Origin of the sequence: Streptomyces sp. NRRL S-455, assembly GCF_000717875.1 — a bacterium.
GTDB lineage: Bacteria > Actinomycetota > Actinomycetes > Streptomycetales > Streptomycetaceae > Streptomyces.
Map to the genome: position 1 here is coordinate 13,493 of NZ_JOCT01000014.1, position 15,718 is coordinate 29,210.

General features: G+C 69.5%; 15 protein-coding genes and 1 riboswitch. Of the genes, 9 read left to right on the plus strand and 6 right to left on the minus strand.

Annotation, left to right across the window (positions count from 1 at the left end; translation table 11 throughout):
• Positions 1-84: 84 nt before the first annotated feature.
• Entirely contained in the window at positions 85-1,581 is a 1,497-nt protein-coding gene (locus IE97_RS0119905) for an IucA/IucC family protein (RefSeq protein WP_030242157.1), read from the minus strand.
• Between the two features lie 128 nt (positions 1,582-1,709).
• Here IE97_RS0119905 and IE97_RS0119910 point away from each other — a divergent pair, with 128 nt between their 5' ends.
• Entirely contained in the window at positions 1,710-3,224 is a 1,515-nt protein-coding gene (locus IE97_RS0119910; RefSeq protein WP_106975391.1) for an IucA/IucC family protein, read from the plus strand.
• 102 nt (positions 3,225-3,326) lie between these two features.
• Positions 3,327-4,475: an aromatic ring-hydroxylating oxygenase subunit alpha gene (locus IE97_RS0119915; protein ID WP_037844530.1), complete on the plus strand. Its 1,149-nt coding sequence runs from the start codon at positions 3,327-3,329 to the stop codon at positions 4,473-4,475.
• Here IE97_RS0119915 and IE97_RS0119920 read toward each other — a convergent pair.
• The gene (locus IE97_RS0119920; protein ID WP_234310608.1) at positions 4,466-5,257 is read right to left on the minus strand and encodes a hypothetical protein; all 792 of its coding nucleotides are present in this window, start codon (positions 5,255-5,257) and stop codon (positions 4,466-4,468) included. The genes IE97_RS0119915 and IE97_RS0119920 overlap by 10 nt on opposite strands.
• Positions 5,258-5,371: 114 nt before the next feature.
• Positions 5,372-5,499, plus strand: a riboswitch (cobalamin riboswitch).
• A gap of 61 nt (positions 5,500-5,560) precedes the next feature.
• Here IE97_RS0119920 and IE97_RS0119925 point away from each other — a divergent pair.
• The gene (locus tag IE97_RS0119925) at positions 5,561-5,932 is read left to right on the plus strand and encodes a hypothetical protein (protein WP_030242170.1); all 372 of its coding nucleotides are present in this window, start codon (positions 5,561-5,563) and stop codon (positions 5,930-5,932) included.
• Positions 5,933-5,942: 10 nt separating this feature from the next.
• On the opposite strand, the gene IE97_RS0119930 is transcribed toward IE97_RS0119925, so the two are convergent.
• On the minus strand, positions 5,943-7,427 hold the full coding sequence (locus tag IE97_RS0119930; RefSeq protein ID WP_030242174.1) for an APC family permease: 1,485 nt from the start codon (positions 7,425-7,427) through the stop codon (positions 5,943-5,945).
• A gap of 194 nt (positions 7,428-7,621) precedes the next feature.
• On the opposite strand from IE97_RS0119930, the gene IE97_RS40525 reads away from it, so the two are divergent.
• The 3 genes from IE97_RS40525 (at position 7,622) to IE97_RS40530 (ending at position 9,292) form a co-directional block, all read left to right on the plus strand.
• Entirely contained in the window at positions 7,622-8,269 is a 648-nt protein-coding gene (locus tag IE97_RS40525; protein ID WP_420706113.1) for an IS5 family transposase, read from the plus strand.
• A gap of 69 nt (positions 8,270-8,338) precedes the next feature.
• Positions 8,339-8,731 carry a nuclear transport factor 2 family protein gene (locus IE97_RS0119935; protein ID WP_158708317.1) on the plus strand — a complete coding sequence of 131 codons (393 nt, stop codon included), beginning with the start codon at positions 8,339-8,341 and terminating at the stop codon, positions 8,729-8,731.
• Positions 8,732-8,854: 123 nt separating this feature from the next.
• Entirely contained in the window at positions 8,855-9,292 is a 438-nt protein-coding gene (locus IE97_RS40530; RefSeq protein WP_234331840.1) for an alpha/beta fold hydrolase, read from the plus strand.
• A 66-nt stretch (positions 9,293-9,358) separates the two neighbouring features.
• Here IE97_RS40530 and IE97_RS0119940 read toward each other — a convergent pair whose 3' ends face one another.
• From IE97_RS0119940 to IE97_RS42545, 3 genes are all read right to left on the minus strand, one after another.
• A complete protein-coding gene (locus tag IE97_RS0119940; protein WP_030242178.1) occupies positions 9,359-11,638 on the minus strand; it encodes a hypothetical protein in 2,280 nt (759 codons plus the stop codon).
• Positions 11,639-11,661: 23 nt separating this feature from the next.
• The gene (locus IE97_RS42540) at positions 11,662-12,303 is read right to left on the minus strand and encodes a hypothetical protein (protein WP_199809830.1); all 642 of its coding nucleotides are present in this window, start codon (positions 12,301-12,303) and stop codon (positions 11,662-11,664) included.
• A gap of 84 nt (positions 12,304-12,387) precedes the next feature.
• Complete coding sequence (locus IE97_RS42545; protein ID WP_199809831.1) at positions 12,388-13,548, minus strand: hypothetical protein; 1,161 nt, start codon at positions 13,546-13,548, stop codon at positions 12,388-12,390.
• Between the two features lie 555 nt (positions 13,549-14,103).
• Here IE97_RS42545 and IE97_RS42550 point away from each other — a divergent pair.
• Genes IE97_RS42550 through IE97_RS0119960 form a run of 3 tightly spaced genes read left to right on the plus strand, consistent with a single transcriptional unit; the run spans position 14,104 to position 15,713 of the window.
• Positions 14,104-14,511, plus strand: coding sequence for a hypothetical protein (locus IE97_RS42550; protein WP_063752206.1), 408 nt, complete (start codon positions 14,104-14,106; stop codon positions 14,509-14,511).
• A gap of 21 nt (positions 14,512-14,532) precedes the next feature.
• Positions 14,533-15,447, plus strand: coding sequence for a HipA family kinase (locus tag IE97_RS0119955; protein WP_030242188.1), 915 nt, complete (start codon positions 14,533-14,535; stop codon positions 15,445-15,447).
• Complete coding sequence (locus IE97_RS0119960; protein WP_030242193.1) at positions 15,444-15,713, plus strand: SelT/SelW/SelH family protein; 270 nt, start codon at positions 15,444-15,446, stop codon at positions 15,711-15,713. The genes IE97_RS0119955 and IE97_RS0119960 overlap by 4 nt, the downstream gene beginning before the upstream one ends.
• Positions 15,714-15,718 lie beyond the last annotated feature (5 nt).

Here is a 15,718-nt window from a genome sequence, read left to right on the forward strand (position 1 = left end):
GGCGGGGCCGCGGTGCCCCGGCGCCGGCGGCTCCGCGAGCGCGCCGTCCACCGCGGCCGGGACGCCGATGCGCCCAAACGGTGCTCAGGCAAGGGGATTGGGCAGTTCCGCCCACTGGTCACCGGCTGTCCGCGGGGAGAGCCGCATCAGCGTGAGCGCCTTCGTGGGCAGTGGGTCGGCGCGCAGCGCCGCCAGGTCCGGGGTGTGCGGCAGGTCCCGGACAGCCGTCTCCAGCGCCTGTGCGAGTGCCGCCCCCGACCCGGCCGTACCGGCCAGCGCTCCCGCCACCAGGGAGCCGAACAGCTTGCGCCGGAGCGCGCGTTCGTCGTCCGTGACCATACGGGCCGGCAGGTCCGGCACCGTGATGCCGTGCCGGGCGAGGCGGGCCGGGCTGACCCGGATGTCGGCCAGGTCGCGGTAGACCAGCCGCAGCGGATCACCCGTGGGCGAGAGGACCACCAGGAGGTTCTGGCCGTGCGCCTCCAAAGCGACGCCCAGCTCCAGCAGCCGCAGGCCGACGGTGAGGGCGAGCCGCGCGAAGTCCGCCAGCCAGCCCGGAGAGCGGGGGAGCGCGGTGGTGGCGAGCGCCGCCACCGGCAGGACACGTTCGCCGCTCGACGCGTACGTCTGCGGCGACTCCCGCAGGACGGCCGCGAGGTCGGGGGAGCCGGCCGCCGCCGCGCCCAGCGTGCGGGTCACGTGCAGCAGGCCGTCCGAGCGCGCCGCCGGTGCCTCGGCGAAGTCCGACAGTACGGCCGACGCGGCGACCGAGGGCAGCGAGATGTCCCGCACCGACGACGTCAGCCGGGCGCTGAGTGAGGTCTTGACATGCGGCCCACCGGACAGGGCGAGCGTCCGCAGGGACATCAGGGGATGCGCGGTCAGCCGCTCCTCGCACGCCCGCTTCAGCACGTGCGCCGCCTGCCACGGGTGCACCGGCAGCAGCACCCGCTCCCCGTCCCGTAGTTCCCGCGGCCATCCGCCGGTCACCAGGCACTCCTCCGCCCGCACCGGCACCAGCCCGAGCTCCACCACCGGCCGGTGCTCGGGCCCGTAGGCGAACTGCTCGGCCACCGAGAAGCCGGGCCGGGACCGGCAGGTCGGGTGGAACGGATGCCCGTCGACGATCCGCTGCTCCCACGCCCAGTCGCTCTCCGGCCACTCGTCCGGCCACGGTCCCTCCTGGGCCGCCCGCGACAGCGCCAACGAGGCGACGCTGTGCCCCACTTCGGCGGCGAAGGACGCCGAGTGCGGTACGGCGAGGTCCGTCACCAGCCGGGCCGGATCGACGTACTCAGCCTCGCCGAGCCGGACGACGGTGACGTACGCGCCGGTCGCGTACGGATCCGGCCGAGGGGCGTGCAGTCGCCGGCCGTCGGACAGGCACAGGGTCAGGCCGTCCCGGCCCTGCTCGCCGCGCGTGACCCAGGGCAGCGGATCGTGGGTGAGACCGCGCCACAGCCGGGACAGCACGGCCGCCCGGGCACCGGGCAGTTCTGCCTCGTACCGCGCCAGCAGACCGGGTCGCACGACGGCCAGCTCGTCGGCGATCTCGGCCTCGGCGGTGGGGGAACGGTGCACGAGCGGGCTCCTCGGGTACGAATAGGGCGTCACGACGGGATGACCGCGACATACATACTGATCATCTCCACCCGGCGGTCCTCGCGGACCGCAGGGAACACAGGGAACGAGTGGATCGCGTGGACCTCATGCCCCCGCCCGCCGACGGCGACTCCCACCAAGGCGACATCGCGGCCAGCGGCGCCTTGGCCGACGCGTACGCCGCCGTGCCGCTGCTGAACTGCCTGCTGCGGGAAGTGGCCCGGCCGGAGCGCAGCGCGGGCCGACACCGGGTCTACCGGCTGCCCGGCGGGGACCGCCTGCTGCGCGTGCGAGGCAGCCGGCGGCCCGCCGAACCCGAACTCCGCGTGCCGGGCGGCTGGCGCCGCGTCGGCCATACGGAACTGGTCAAACTCGTCGCCGAGGAGCTCCGCCGACACACCGGGCTGTCCAACCACGAACTGCCCGCCGAGATGATCGACAGCCGGGACGCCGTGGCCGCACTGCTCGCCGCCCGCGCCGGGAAGACCCCGCCCGACGACCCCTACCGGCGCTCCGAGCAGTCCCTCCTCACCGGCCACACCCACCACCCCGCCCCCAAAGCGCGCGGGGGCGGCCCCGCCGCCGGCTGGCTGCCGTACGCCCCCGAGGCGTACGCCCGGTTCCCGCTGACCCTGCTCGGGCTGCGCGAGGACACCGTCGTCGAGGAGGGCGACACCTCCGCCCTCGACACCCTCGGCACGGCCCCGCCCGGCTACCGGCTGCTGCCCGCCCACCCCTGGCAGCTCGACCTGGCCGGCCCGGAGCTCGCCGCCGCCTTCGCGGACGGCCGACTCGTCCGGCTCGGCACGACCACCCGCGACACCTGGCCGACGGCCGCGATCCGCACGCTCTACGCGCCCGGGCCGGACCTCTTCCTGAAGTTCAGCCTGGACGTGCGCATCACCAACGACATCCGCCGGCTGTGGCGCCACGACCTGCTCGCCCTGCGCCGGACCGACGAGGCCGTGTGCGCCGCCTTCGAGATCTTCGACGGCCCACCGGCCTGGCTGAGCGACCGCGGGTACCGCACCGCCGACTTCGCCTTCGAGGCACTGGCCGTCCTCGTCCGCGACGGCTTCGGCGGGCGCCTCCTGCCCGGTGCCACCCCGCTGCTCGCCGCCGGGCTCGTCGAGGGCTTCGACGGCAACCCGCTCGACCGGGTCGCCGACCCGGAGGCCTGGTGGGCGGCGTACCTCGCGCAGGTCGTGCCCCCGGCGCTGGCGGCCTTCGCCGGGCACGGCGTCGTCATCGAGGCCCATCTGCAGAACACCCTGGTCGCCGTGGACGCCGACGGCACGCCCGTGCAGGCGCTCTACCGGGATGCCGAGGGAGTGAAGCTGCTGCCGGAGGTGTCGCGCGAAGCCGGCTGGGAGCGGCTCGTGTACTGCCTGGTCGTCAATCACCTCGTCGAGATCGCCGGCGCCCTCACCGAACGCAACCCCGGCTACGACCCGTGGCCCGCCGCCCGCCGCGAACTCGCCCGGCACGACCTCCCGGAGATCCCCGCGCTGCTCGCCTCACCCACCCTCCCCGGCAAGACCAACCTGCTGCTCCGCTGGACGAACGCGAACGGCGCGGACGCCCGCTACCTGCCGCTGCCCAACCCGCTGCGCGGTGCGTGAACGCCGCTCACCCGTCCGGACCCTCCGGCAGGGCACCGACGGCGGATGGCGGTCAGGGTGAGGAGTGGCTGTCCGTGCCGTGTCCCGTCCGCGAGGAGAGGTATGACCGAGACCGACAGGGCCGACGCCCCCGCCGCAGAGCCCGCGGGGCACAACGACCCGGCTCCCGCCGAAGCCGATCTCCGGAGCGTGGGCGTCGACCCCGACTACTGGTATCCGGTCGCCCTGTCCCGGCGGGTGCGCCGCGAGCGGGTGCTGGCCACCGCGTTCGCGGGCGAACGCATCGCCCTCTTCCGCGGCAGGAGCGGCGAGGTCCACGCCCTCGAGGACCGGTGCGCCCACCGGCAGGTGCCGTTGAGCATGGGAGTCGTGGAGGGCGACACACTCCGCTGCCGCTACCACGCCTGGGCGTACCGTGGTGACGGCCGCATCTCGCAGATCCCGTACCTGGCCAAGGGTGATCGCAGGCCGCCCCGCGGCGTGCGCGGCTATCCCGTCCGCGAGGCGTACGGCCTGGTGTTCGTCTTCCCGGGCGATCCGCGGCGAGCGGCGGCCACGCCCCTGCCCGAGCTGCCGGCCTTCGGCTCACCGCGGTACCGGACCATGACGTACTCCAGGACCGTGCGCTGCCACTACTCGTTCATGCACGAGAACCTCCTCGACATGAACCACCAGTTCCTGCACCGCGGTGTCGTCGGCAGACTCCACCCCCGACTGCTGGGCTACGAGGCCGATGAGCGGTCGGTGGAGGCCCGGTACCTGTTCACGCACGCGGGCGGGAAGCGGAACCGCAGCGCCGGCCTGCTGGCAGCCGAGGGCATCGGCGGTGGCACCGCCGACGTCATGACCATCCGCACCGAGTACCCGTACCAGACCCTCGACCTGGTCCCGGAGAACGCCGAACGCCCGGCCTTCCGGCTGTGGGCCGCGTACGTACCCGAGGACGCCGAGCAGCGCACCTGCCACGCCTACGGTCTGCTCATGATCGAGAAACCCGGGATCCCCGGCCTGCTCCAGCTGGCCTGGCCGTTCATCCGGCGCTTCACCGAGCGGGTGTTCGCCGAGGACCGCATGGCCGTGGAAGCCGAGCAGCGGGCCTGGGACGAGCAGGGCGAGGACCGCAACCACGAGGTGTTCCCGCTGATCCTCGACGTCCGCGAGGTGCTCCGCGCGAACGGTGTGCCCCTGCGGACCCGACCCGCCGCGTACGGCGGCGCCGCACCGTGCGACGCCGTCCGGGATCAGGAGTGACCTGAACCTGAAGCCGTCACTGTCGCCGTCCCCGTCGCGTCCGGCCCCGGGCCGGGCGGGACATCGTCGTCCAGGTCCTCCCGGAGAGCGGCGATGACGAACGCCGTCATGGACGCAAGGGCGAGCAGGGCGAGCGGCCCCCAGACCGCCGGAATCGACCAGAGCGGCCAGTCGTTGGCGGACTGCGCCCAGAGCGTCAGGACGGCCGCGCCGGCCATGCCGACGCCGTGCCACCGCACCACCGACGCCGCCTTCACATGGCGCCGCTCGCCCCGCGCGAACAGCGGCCACGCCCCACCGACGAAGGCGGCCAGCCCGAACGAGAGGCAGATCATCGCGCCGCCGAGGCGGTCCTCGGGCCACCCCACGGGCGAGTCGGACGTCCGTTGCCGCCGTCCGCCGTCGTCCCGCACCTCGACGATCTCCCCCTGCCAGATGACGCCCACGACCTTCTCGCCCGGCTCGAGCTCCGACACCACCGGATCAGCCTGGGGGAACGTCACCTCCCACGGCTCCCCGGAAGGCAGCACCAACTCCGCCTCCGGCGAGGAGTTCCGCTCCCCGCGGTGCGTGTCGGCCTCCCGGACGGTGAAGCTCCGCTCCCACCGGCACCCCGAGGCCTTCACCGGCACCGAGGCGCACTCCGGCGCGGCACGGAACTCCCGCTCCCGGTCCAGCGCTCCACGGATCTCCCAGGCCGCCGCCACTCCGAAGACGAGCGCCACGACACCCATCAGCAGCCACACCACGGCCCCCGCCGTCGGCCGCCTCCCCGCCCCCATCGCGCCTCCCCACCTCGCGCACGGTTCCGCCGCATCACTGTAGGCGAGCCCACCGGCCGGACCGAACGCATTTCCGACCGCATGGAATGATGACCGGCGACAGGGCGACGGCGGAACGAGGAAGCCGGTGTGAATCCGGCGCGGTCCCGCCACTGTGATCGGTGAGCCGCTCCCGACAGGCCACGGCCCGCGCACGGGTGGGAAGGCCGGGAGCCGGCATCGACCCGAGAGCCAGGAGACTCACGCGGTCGCCTCCTCGACGAGCCACCGGGGCGGATCTCCCCGGAGAGAGGAAGGTGCGGAGTGTCCGCGAGGCCGGCCGGAGGGGCTCCCTGCCGCATCGTCGTCTGCCGGGACTGCTGCTGCGGCAGCCGGAAGGTGACCGGTGTCGATCACGCCGCCCAGACCGAGCGCCTGCGCGATGCGGCTCCCGTACGCGTCTCCGACTGTCTCGACGTCTGCGACCAGGCCAATGTCATCGTCGTCCAGCCCTCCGCCGAGGGGCGGGCCGCCGGCGCGCGGCCGGTGTGGCTGGGCCTGGTCAACGACCCCGCCGCGACCGAGGACGTCGTCTCCTGGGTGCGGGAGGGCGGCCCCGGTGTCGCGCCACGGCCCGAGATCCTCGACCTGTACGTCTTCACGCCGCTCGCGAGGCGACGCTCGAACGGCAAATGAGGCGGGCTTCTCAGGACCCGTCGCGGTGAGCGAGGTCGGCGTCGACCGTGCTGGGCCGTTCCGACCAGAACGCGGGGGCCATCAGCCGCCACACGACCATGAGGACCACCCCCGTGACGACGATGCCGATGCCGATGACCAGCGGGGGACCGAGCCCGAGCCACGAGACGCCACTGTAGGAGTTGGCGGGATCGGCCATGTCCGACACCGACTCCACGAGCAGCCAGGTCAGCAGTCCGGCACCGACCAGGGGACCGAGGCCGATCAGGAAGAAGTCCCGGACGCTTCGGGTCAGTCGGTGGCGGTAGTAGACCGCACACGCGAGACCGGTGAGGGCGTAGTAGAACGCGATCAGCAGGGACAGCGCCGTCAAGGAGTCGAACAGGGCGTTCTCGCTGATCTGGAAGAGGACGAGATACCAGACGATGGCGATGCCGGCGACCCACCAGGTGCTCACGTCGGGGGTACGGAACCGCGGGTGGATGCGGCCGAAGTGCGCGGGCAGCGCGTGCCGGCGTGCCATCGACAGGCCGGTGCGCGACGCCGGGATGATCGTCGTCTGCGTGGAGGCGAGCGCGGACGTGGAGACGGCCAGCAGCACGACCCAGTCCCAGCCGCCCATCGCCTCCTCGGCGAGCAGCGCGAAGATGAACTCCTCCTCCGCCGCGTTCTCGGCGAGGTAGTCGGTTCCGGCGTAGGCCACGACCGCGAAGGCGACCGCTACGTAGGTCACCAGCAGCAGCACCGTCGACCACACGGCCGCCCTGCCGGGGGCGGTCGCGGAGTCCTCGACCTCCTCGGTGAGGTTGACCGCGGACTCCCAGCCCCAGTAGATGAACACGCCCAGCAGCAGGGACGCGGTCAGTGGGGCACCGCCGGCTCCGAACGGGTCCAGCCAGCTGAACCTCGGGTCGACGGAATCGAGGGTGCCGGTGTCGGCGTACACCCGGTAGAGCGCCACCACGGCGAAGACGAGCAGGCAGACCACCTGCGCCAGGATGAGGACGTTCTGCACCTTCGCCGACAGCTCCGTGCCGATCACACAGATGGCCGTCATCACCACGATGAGAAGCACTGTGAGCACCTGGCGCACCACGTCGTCGTCCGCCCAGTTGTCCAGGCCGACCGCGAGCAGGAAGAAGGTCACGGCGACATCCGCGAGCGCCCCGACCACCAGCACGCCCGTCATCGCGATGGCCCAGCCACCCAGCCATCCCGCCCACGGCCCCATGGCCCGGGTGACCCACGAGAAGGTCGTGCCGCAGTCCTGGTCGACCTTGTTGAGGTAGTAGAACGCCGACGCGATCAGCAGCATGGGCACGAACGACGCGAGCATTACCCCCGGGGCGTAGATGCCCACGAGCGCCACGACCGGGCCGATGACCGCCGCCACGGAGTACGCGGGGGAGGTGGCGTTGAGCCCGATGACCAGCGCGTCCGGAAAACCGATCGCATCGGGCTTCAGGCTCGCGTCCGTGGTGTCGTCCTTGGCCATGCTCCCTCACTCCTGTTGTGCGTTGATCCTCCATACAACAGGCATACAGAGGTCCTTTACCTGATTTATGACGATTCAGGGACTTATGTCGCTTCTGTCGGGCTCGCCAGGTCGCACAGGGCCGGGACTCACCCGGTCATCGGCGGGCACGTTGTATGCCGACGACCGGGAACTCCTGGAGGCGCGTGTGTTCGATGGCTTCTCGCTGGCGCGGTGCTAGGGAGACGGTGCTCAGTTCTGGGGATGGGTATCCGTCCGACCTGGCAGATGATCAGTGGGCGCTCGTGGAGCCACTGCTCCCACCAGCTCGGGTGGGTCCCAACGGCGGGCGGCGCGAGAAGCACCCACGACGTCGTACCGTCGACGCGATCTTCCATGTCGTGCGAACCGGATGTTCCTGGCGGCAACTGCCAAAGAACTTCCCGCCTTGGCCGACGGTGTACTGGTGCTTCACGCGGTGGCACGACGACGGAACCGTGGAGAGGGTCCACGATGCCCTGCGCGGCAAGGTCCGCGAGGTCGATGGCAGGGCCGTGGAGCCGAGCGCGGGGCTGATCGACTCGCAGTCCGTCCGCACCGCCGACACAGTGCCGGCTTCGACCAGAGGCTTTGATACGGGCAAGAAGGTCAAGGGGCGCAAGCGTTTCCCGGTTGGACGGCGACGATCCTCAGCCGTGAGCTGGAGATCGTCCGCAAGGACCCAGGGGGGTCAGCGGGGCTTCCAGGTCCAGCCGAGACGGTGGGCGATCGAACGGACCTTTGCCTGGCTCACCGCACACCGGCGAGACCCTCAAGCGCGGCCTCAGCGGTCGCGCCGCTCGATGGTGTGGCGATCGGCCTGATGGCCTAATGACGCTGAGTCACGGTGTCTCACGCGACGTATGGTCCGTAGGGGGCCGATGGAGGCACTGATGACCGAGCACCCGAACATCGCTGTGTTCCACCGCACCATGGCTGCCTTCGCGGCAGGGGACATGGACGCGCTGGCAAAGACCTTTCACCCCGAGGTGGTGTGGCATATCGGGGGCAGCAACCCGCTGGCTGGAGAGTACCGGGGCCGCGAGGACACATTCGCGGTGTTCGGTCGGGAGTTCCAGCTGACAGGCGGCACGTACCGGCCGCAGCTCCACGATGTGCTCGCCAACGATGACCACACAGTCGCGCTGCTGCACGTGATGGCGTCACGTGAAGGCAAGCAGCTCGATATGGACTACGCCCTCGTCCTGCACATCAGGGACGACAAGATCACCGAGGGATGGGTGCTGACCGCCGATCCGCAGGCGTACGACGAGTTCTGGTCGTAGGAGCCCAAGGACGGCAGATCTCAAACGCGGTCTCAGGGTGAGCTCCGGCGGGAGCGGCTCGGCGGTGCTGCTCCTGCACGGTCATCCGCGCACGCACGCGACTGGCACCGCGTCGCCCCGCTGCTGGCCGCGGCCGGTCACACCGTCGTCTGCCCGGACCTGCGGGGCTACGGCGGGTCCGACAAGCCCCCGACCGACCCGGAGCACCGTCCGTACTCCAAGCGCGCCATGGCCGGTGACTGCGTGGCGGTCATGCGCCGTCTCGGGCACGAGCGGTTCGCCGACGTCGGGCACGACCGGGGCGCCTATGTGGCCACACGCCAACGCCGATACCGACGCCTGGTACAAGGGCACCCCCGAGGCGATGGGTGCCCAGGCGTACGAGGACTACCGGGCGGGCCTCGGCATCGACCGGGAGCACGACGCCGACCGAGGTCACAGCAACCCCAGCCACATAACCACCCCCAACACCCCAGCTCACAAACCACCCCACACACCAACTACCCCCCCCCGCCTCAGCGGCACATGCCCACTTGGGCAGGCCGCCTGAACCGCGGATGAAAGGCGCACTCCGTGCGGCGCTCCCCACGCCGGTGTGCCCTCCGCGTGCCGCAGAACGAAGGTGCTTCAGTTCTGGTTGGTTCCCGACTGCATCGAGCCGATGTGGACCTCGATGTCAGCGGGCTGGGTCATGCGATCGTAGGCACGGTCCTTGAGTTTGGCCGCCTGCTGTTCACCAGCGAGGAGTGCCTGCCTCATGGCTTGGGCGTCCTCGATCTCCTGCGTGGTCACGGGGTCGGCGGCACTCGTCACGCCCTGCACGATCTCGACATGCGTGCCGTCTGTTGGCATGAGTTCCGACCACTTCGCGAGGCAGCGGACGGGGGCCGGGGTGTCTTGGCACTCAGCGGTCAGCTCGGGTACTTCGTCCGGGTCGCCAATGATGTCGCCGCGGAATGTTCGCAGCTCCTCGACGAGCTTTTCGAACGATGCCTCAATCTCTGGCCCCAGCTGCTTGACGACGGCCTTTCCGTAGATCCAGCGTAGGGCCGGCAATTCCATGCCGGCACGCACTGGGAGATAGAGTTTGGCCCAGCTGGCGTTGATGAAATCCGACGGGTCCAGTTCGGGATCACGTGTCGCCCCGGTGGACCACCAGCTCGGGTAGGCCACAAACGAGGCCCGTTCCCAGTCGAAGATACGCTGCCAGTAGTCGATCTCCCAGCACTCGTCCCGTACGCTCGCGGGGAAGTGCTGCTCAATGATCTGCGACACCATCTCGTTCACCGGATTCAGGCCCCGCTTGAGCTTCAATTCGAGGGAATCTCCGGCTTGGCGAGCCGTCTCGATAGCAGCGTCGCGTTCGTCGTTCCATGCCTTAAGGGCCGTTCGGTAAGTTGCGAGGTCGTCGTTGTACTTCGTGTCCACGCCCACCTGCTGCACGATCGTCGGCTTCTCGCGGAAGCGCGCCTTCACCTGTAGCTCGATACCCGGGCCCCCCATCCATGAGGGCGCCCCGATGTGTACACGCACCCTTAGCACCGAGGCGCCGTCCGCAGCGGTGGGGTAGGGCGTTCCGACGACCCATCGGCTGATCTTGTCGAGTGGTCGGCGGGTGATGACGTCGAGGTTGTCCTCGATGAAGGCACGGTCGCCGTCCCACTCGAAGGCGCCGTCGTAGGGGATGTCGATGTCATAGTCCGCGCGCATATCGCCGGTGAAGCCCCATTTATCCGCCGTTGCGACGGCAGAGGGGAAGACTCGGGTGGCGGGGGCCGTCGGGGTCGGCCCGGCAGCCGGTTCGGTCTTCTTCGGTTCCTGGGGGACAGGAGGCAGGCCGGCGATGGCCTTCGTCATGATGGCCTCGCGGCCCTTGCGGATCTTGTCGAAGAACGTCTGCGCGGGATCCTTGACGCTCGGGGCCCAGCACAATCGTGCGCCGTAGCGCTCTTGGCGCAGTTCGAGGCGCTGCAGCACTTTGAAGTAGTGCAAGGTGATCGGGGTTGCCCGGTTGGGGTTGCGCACCGTGCGCTTCGACGTCGTCTCCAAGCCTTCCTCGGTGACGAGCTTGAAGTCCGTCTTGTGCTGGGTGCGGTAGCGGGCGGCCACCTTGGAGCTGGCCGTCCGGCTGTCCTTGACCGTGCGCCGGCTGCTTTCCTGGTGTGCCTCGGTGACATTTTTGGTGTAGGCCACGGTGTGGCTGGCGTTGAACTTTCCCCAGAAGAACTGCGGGCTATCGTATTGGCCCGTGTGGCTGGCGTTGAGCCCCCAACTGTCGGTGAGGGAGCGCTGTCGCTCGAAGCCCTCCTGGATTTCGGTGCTGAGGGTGCTCATCAGTTCGATGTCGAACTGTCGTTCCGTCTCATTCTGTTCCTCTAGTGTGAGCTGGCGCTTGGTGTAGGTCTTCTGCTCCAGCACAACCTCCTCGCCCGGGGCCAGCGCGAGGGAGTAGACATGCTCCCCCAGCGCGAATCCGACAGGCCGGATGCATGTGCGATCCAGGAACGCGAACCCCAGATCGGACTGCAGCAACCCGGCCACGAACTCGGTCTCCTGCCCGCCGAGGAGAGTTGGCCGGTGATCCGGCGGCACTCGTTCACCCATCGTAGGATCGGTGGTCGGAAGGGTCTCCTGCGCAGCGTCCATATTGTTGGCCTGCCACAGGCGGCTCCACCCGAGGTCCTTGAGGATGTGCGGCAGCACATCGCTGTCCAGTCCGCCGTATCCGCCGTATCGCAGGGCCTCCAGGAGGGACTGCTTCGTGTAAAAGGGCAGGATCGGTGTTACGCCGTCGTCGAAGGTGATGAGGGCGGGTAGGAAGTAGTTGGAATACACGTATCGGTCAGAAAACGCGGGCGTGAAGCCGAGTGCGCTCGTGTCGACCGACGCGACCACGATTTCTCCCATTGCCTGCCTCCCCGGCCTAGGCGTCATTTCTTGAAGAGCGAGTTCAGGCCCTTGTAGATCATTTCGTGCGACAGCACAAACCACGTCTCGCCGAAAACGGAGCGCAGTGCGGCCTGGCGGACGACGGTCTCGCGTACCGCGTGCGTGGTGAGTTGCTCCAACTGACGGAGGACCTCGGCCGGTGGGCCGTCACCCAGCGCTTGCCGGTACGCCTGAGCGATGGCTTCCCAGTTGCCGTCGAAGTCCTTGCCCAGGTCATCGACGACCTTGCCCCAGGCTCGCTCATGCGCCTCGAGTTTGGTGGAGGACGTCCAGTCGATGTTTGTCACGCGGCTAGTGGCGGGGTCGACAAGGAGGACATCGGATTGGAGGTCGCCGACTGTGGTGCTCGCCTTCCAGCCGAACCGTTTGCTGAGGTGACTCGCCAATGCCTTCTCTGTGTCTGCTGCCGCGTTGGCCTCGAAGCCGATCAGCTTGAGCAGGACGTCGCGGTCCGGTCGGTCCAAAAGCATCTGTGCGACCGTACGATCCAGCGGTCCTCCCGCCCTCTTGAGTGCCGCCTCTAATTCGGGGCTGGAGGCGCGCAATGCCTCGATCGTGGTCCGGAGGCTCCGCTCGGTGAACACCTTCAGCCCGGGTGGGCCCTGCGCGATCAGCTGCTCCACTTCCGCTGCCATCCGTTGGTGGACAAGCTGGCCAAGCTCCCGCGGATTGACCCGGCCTGCCTTGCGGAGTTCCAGGAAGGCAGCCTAGGCCACCTCTTGCAACCGCTTGTTGAGGTGAGTACTCAGCCGCTGTTCGAGCTGCGCCGCCCGTGCTGCCTTGATGGCGGCGGCCGAGGCGTCGTTCACAACGGTGGGGGCCTTCGCCTCGGTCAAGAGGTCATCGAGACCTCCAAGGATCGCGTCAAGCGCCTCGTCCAGCTCCGCCCGGGTGGCTTGCCGACCTGCCGATGACACGGTCTCGGACATCGCTGCCATGAACAGAGGCTTGCTCTCCCGGCTCACCCGCACACCGAACCGTGTCCCGGCGCCTGCCCCGCCAAATGCTTCCGCGTGAGCCGCCTGGAACACTACCGTCAGGCTCAGGTCGCCGTGGACCAGCAGGGCTCGGCCCTGCTGGATCAGCGGCCGCAGTACCTCCGGTGGGAACAGGGTGCGCAGGAGTGCCATCCCGACTCGCGGCGCTCCCTCCACGGCACCTTTGCCGAGCGCGACAAGGAGTGCGGCCAGTTCGCGGACAACGAGTCGCCCTTGGGCAGCGACCCCCCGGACGGTCTGCAGGAGTAAGGGCACGTAGCGGGCAGCGGCCCGCGCGGTGACCCGCAGGAGCTTTACCAGCGCCGCAATCCCAGTGAGCAATTGCCACAAGTCACCGGCGATGCGCCCGAGCAGCCTGCCGGCCTCGAAGGGGTCGAGGTTTTCCAGATGCCGCTCGAATTCCTGCTCCCAGCCGCGCCAGACCCCCAGTACCTTGTCCGGGACGGCTGCGGGGTTGAGCGAGGCCACGACGCCGCTGAACGCTTGCCGGACGACCAATGCCTGCTGATCGATCCTCAGTACGCCGGCAGCCGGGTCAGTGGAGAGCAGGTACAAGGTGCGGAACTGCTCTTGCTGCACGCGGACGATGAGCTGCGCGAGCCTGCCCAGGTCGACGACAACCGTCGCGAAGGAGTCAGCAACTCCGACGGCAAACCCCTCAAAGAAGAGCTTGGGATTGATGGCGTTCCAGGCAGAGTAGTGCCGGATAGCGTCCAAGAGCACAGGATCAAGAGTCAGCAGGAATCGGCGGAAGGAACCGTCACGATCGACGTCCACCGCCGCGAGGTCAAAAAACTCCTCTGCTATGCCGAGCTTGGCCAGCAGGGATACCAGGTCCCTGACGTTGGCGGAGGTGATGCGATTGCGCATGGCCTCGAGTACGCGCTCACGTGTGAGCCAGCGGGCCGCGTGGGCGCGGACGTAATACTGGACCGTCAATCCAACGAACTCAACACGGGGATCAGGAGTCCGCTCACCATAGACCTGACGGAGAGTTCCCTCGGGAACCGCCGGGACCGTCCACCAGTCCCTCAGCATCACTCGCCGCTCGTCGGATCCCGCCATCGCTCCCCCGACCGTCGGCAGCACGCACTTCACTGGCGAACGAAGTGCCGACATCCATCATGGTATGTCCCGTGATGGGCACGGTAGCCGAAGGAAGCGGCATCACGCTATGCGTATGCATGCCTACGAGCTGGTAACACGACGATGCGCGGGCTTTCTTGAGGCGTCTCCAGCAGATGAGGCCACAGGCCAGGGAAACGAGGGCGTCGTGCAGCTCCAGGCGTCTTTCTCAGCGAACGGCCAGCCGCCTGCCGCTTCCTGTCCGTCGTCGCCCCGCCGGGCAGGCTCGCGGAGGAGGAGGGAACGACGCCACCGTCGTGCGGATCGGCCATGCCAACCGGATCGCCGGTCTCTCCCGCCATGCTCCCGCATCTGCCTCCGGAGCAGGTGGCCGAGAGTACCCGCGGCCTGCTGACGCTCGCCTCGGAGCTGGGGCTCCCGCGTGAGCTGGTCGAACGCGCCCAGGCGGTGGCGGCCGCCACCGGCCAGGATGCGATGCAGGACGGCGCCTTCGCCTTCGACGACGAGGTCTCCCTCTGGCCCGACGTGACCTTGCCACGGTGGCTCGGACACTCCTCACCAACGGTCACCCTCGGTTACTATGCTCACTTCATGTCGGAGGCCGGAAGCAAGCGGCGGACGGCCGTCGATGGACTGCTGGGGAGACGGGGAGATCTGCATGTCGGTCGAAACTCCCCCCCCAGGTCTGATGACGGGCGATTCCCGCTGTGGCGTGCCTCCGAGGGCGAGCGTGGATTTCAAGGCTGAAGAGGCGGGTGGTCTGGGAAAATGCTAAGAGAGGTCTTCGCCACCCGCTACGTCGCACCCCTGCGCTCCGGCGGCTCCGTCCCCGGCGTCGTCGAGGCCGACGACCTGGGCACGTACGTCGTGAAGTTCACCGGTTCCGCGCAGGGCCGCAAGGCGCTGGTCGCCGAGGTGATCGTGGGGGAGCTGGCCCGGGCCCTCGGGCTGCGGTTCCCGGAGCTGGTACTGGTGCACTTCGATCCGGCGATCGCGGACGACGAGCCGCACCAGGAGGTGCGGGGGCTGCACGCGGCCAGCGCGGGCGTGAACCTCGGCATGGACTACCTGCCGGGCGCCCGGGACTTCACGCCCGAGGTGGCGCGGGCCTTCCCGGTCGGTCCCCTGGAGGCGGGGCGGATCGTCTGGCTCGACGCCCTGACCGTGAACGTCGACCGCACCGTTCACAGCTCCAACCTGATGGTCTGGCCCACCCTCGGCGTCGCGCCCCCGCGCCTGTGGCTGATCGACCACGGAGCCGCCCTCGTCTTCCACCACCGCTGGGACGGCTCCGACCCCGCGAAGGCCTACGACTTCCGGCACCACGCCCTCGGTCACTACGGGCCCGACGTCCGGGCCGCCGACGCCGAGCTCGCGCCCAGGGTGACGGAGGAACTCCTGCGCGGGATCCTCGCGGAGGTCCCGGACGCCTGGCTCGCGGACGAGCCGGCCTTCGCCACGCCGGACGAGGCGCGCGCGGCGTACGTGGAGTACCTCCACGCGCGGGTGCGGTCCTCCACGGCCTGGCTGCCCACCGGCTTCCCCTCTCGGGAGGAGATCGCCGCCGAGGAGGCCCTGAGGGCGGCGAGGAACCAGCAGGGACGACCCGGGTGGCTCAAGCAGGTCCCCGACCTGCACGGCAAGCCCGCGGCACAACAGGATTGGTCGGTGCACCTCGGATGAGTGGCCGTGTGGAGATCGAGTACTGCACGCAGTGCCGCTGGCTGCCCCGCGCGGCCTGGCTGGCGCAGGAGCTGCTGACGACCTTCGAGGCCGAGCTGACGGAGCTGGCCCTGAAGCCCGGCACGGGCGGGGTGTTCGTGGTCCGCGTCGGCGACGAGGTCGTCTGGGACCGGCGCGAGCAGGGCTTCCCCGAACCGACGGCCGTGAAGAAGGCCGTACGCGACCGAGTGGCCCCGGGAAAGACCCTGGGCCACTCGGAGCGGTAGCGCTG

What these genes read in the sequence shown, in the direction of transcription:
- IE97_RS40525 (WP_420706113.1), top strand. Translation starts at nt 7,622, where the DNA reads ATGGCTTCTCGCTGGCGCGGTGCTAGGGAGACGGTGCTCAGTTCTGGG.
- IE97_RS0119935 (WP_158708317.1), top strand. Translation starts at nt 8,339, where the DNA reads ATGACCGAGCACCCGAACATCGCTGTGTTCCACCGCACCATGGCTGCC.
- IE97_RS0119940 (WP_030242178.1), bottom strand. Translation starts at nt 11,638, where the DNA reads ATGGGAGAAATCGTGGTCGCGTCGGTCGACACGAGCGCACTCGGCTTC.
- IE97_RS0119920 (WP_234310608.1), bottom strand. Translation starts at nt 5,257, where the DNA reads ATGGGGGCGGGGAGGCGGCCGACGGCGGGGGCCGTGGTGTGGCTGCTG.
- IE97_RS0119955 (WP_030242188.1), top strand. Translation starts at nt 14,533, where the DNA reads ATGCTAAGAGAGGTCTTCGCCACCCGCTACGTCGCACCCCTGCGCTCC.
- IE97_RS42550 (WP_063752206.1), top strand. Translation starts at nt 14,104, where the DNA reads ATGCTCCCGCATCTGCCTCCGGAGCAGGTGGCCGAGAGTACCCGCGGC.
- IE97_RS42545 (WP_199809831.1), bottom strand. Translation starts at nt 13,548, where the DNA reads ATGCGCAATCGCATCACCTCCGCCAACGTCAGGGACCTGGTATCCCTG.
- IE97_RS0119915 (WP_037844530.1), top strand. Translation starts at nt 3,327, where the DNA reads ATGACCGAGACCGACAGGGCCGACGCCCCCGCCGCAGAGCCCGCGGGG.
- IE97_RS0119960 (WP_030242193.1), top strand. Translation starts at nt 15,444, where the DNA reads ATGAGTGGCCGTGTGGAGATCGAGTACTGCACGCAGTGCCGCTGGCTG.
- IE97_RS0119910 (WP_106975391.1), top strand. Translation starts at nt 1,710, where the DNA reads ATGCCCCCGCCCGCCGACGGCGACTCCCACCAAGGCGACATCGCGGCC.
- IE97_RS0119930 (WP_030242174.1), bottom strand. Translation starts at nt 7,427, where the DNA reads ATGGCCAAGGACGACACCACGGACGCGAGCCTGAAGCCCGATGCGATC.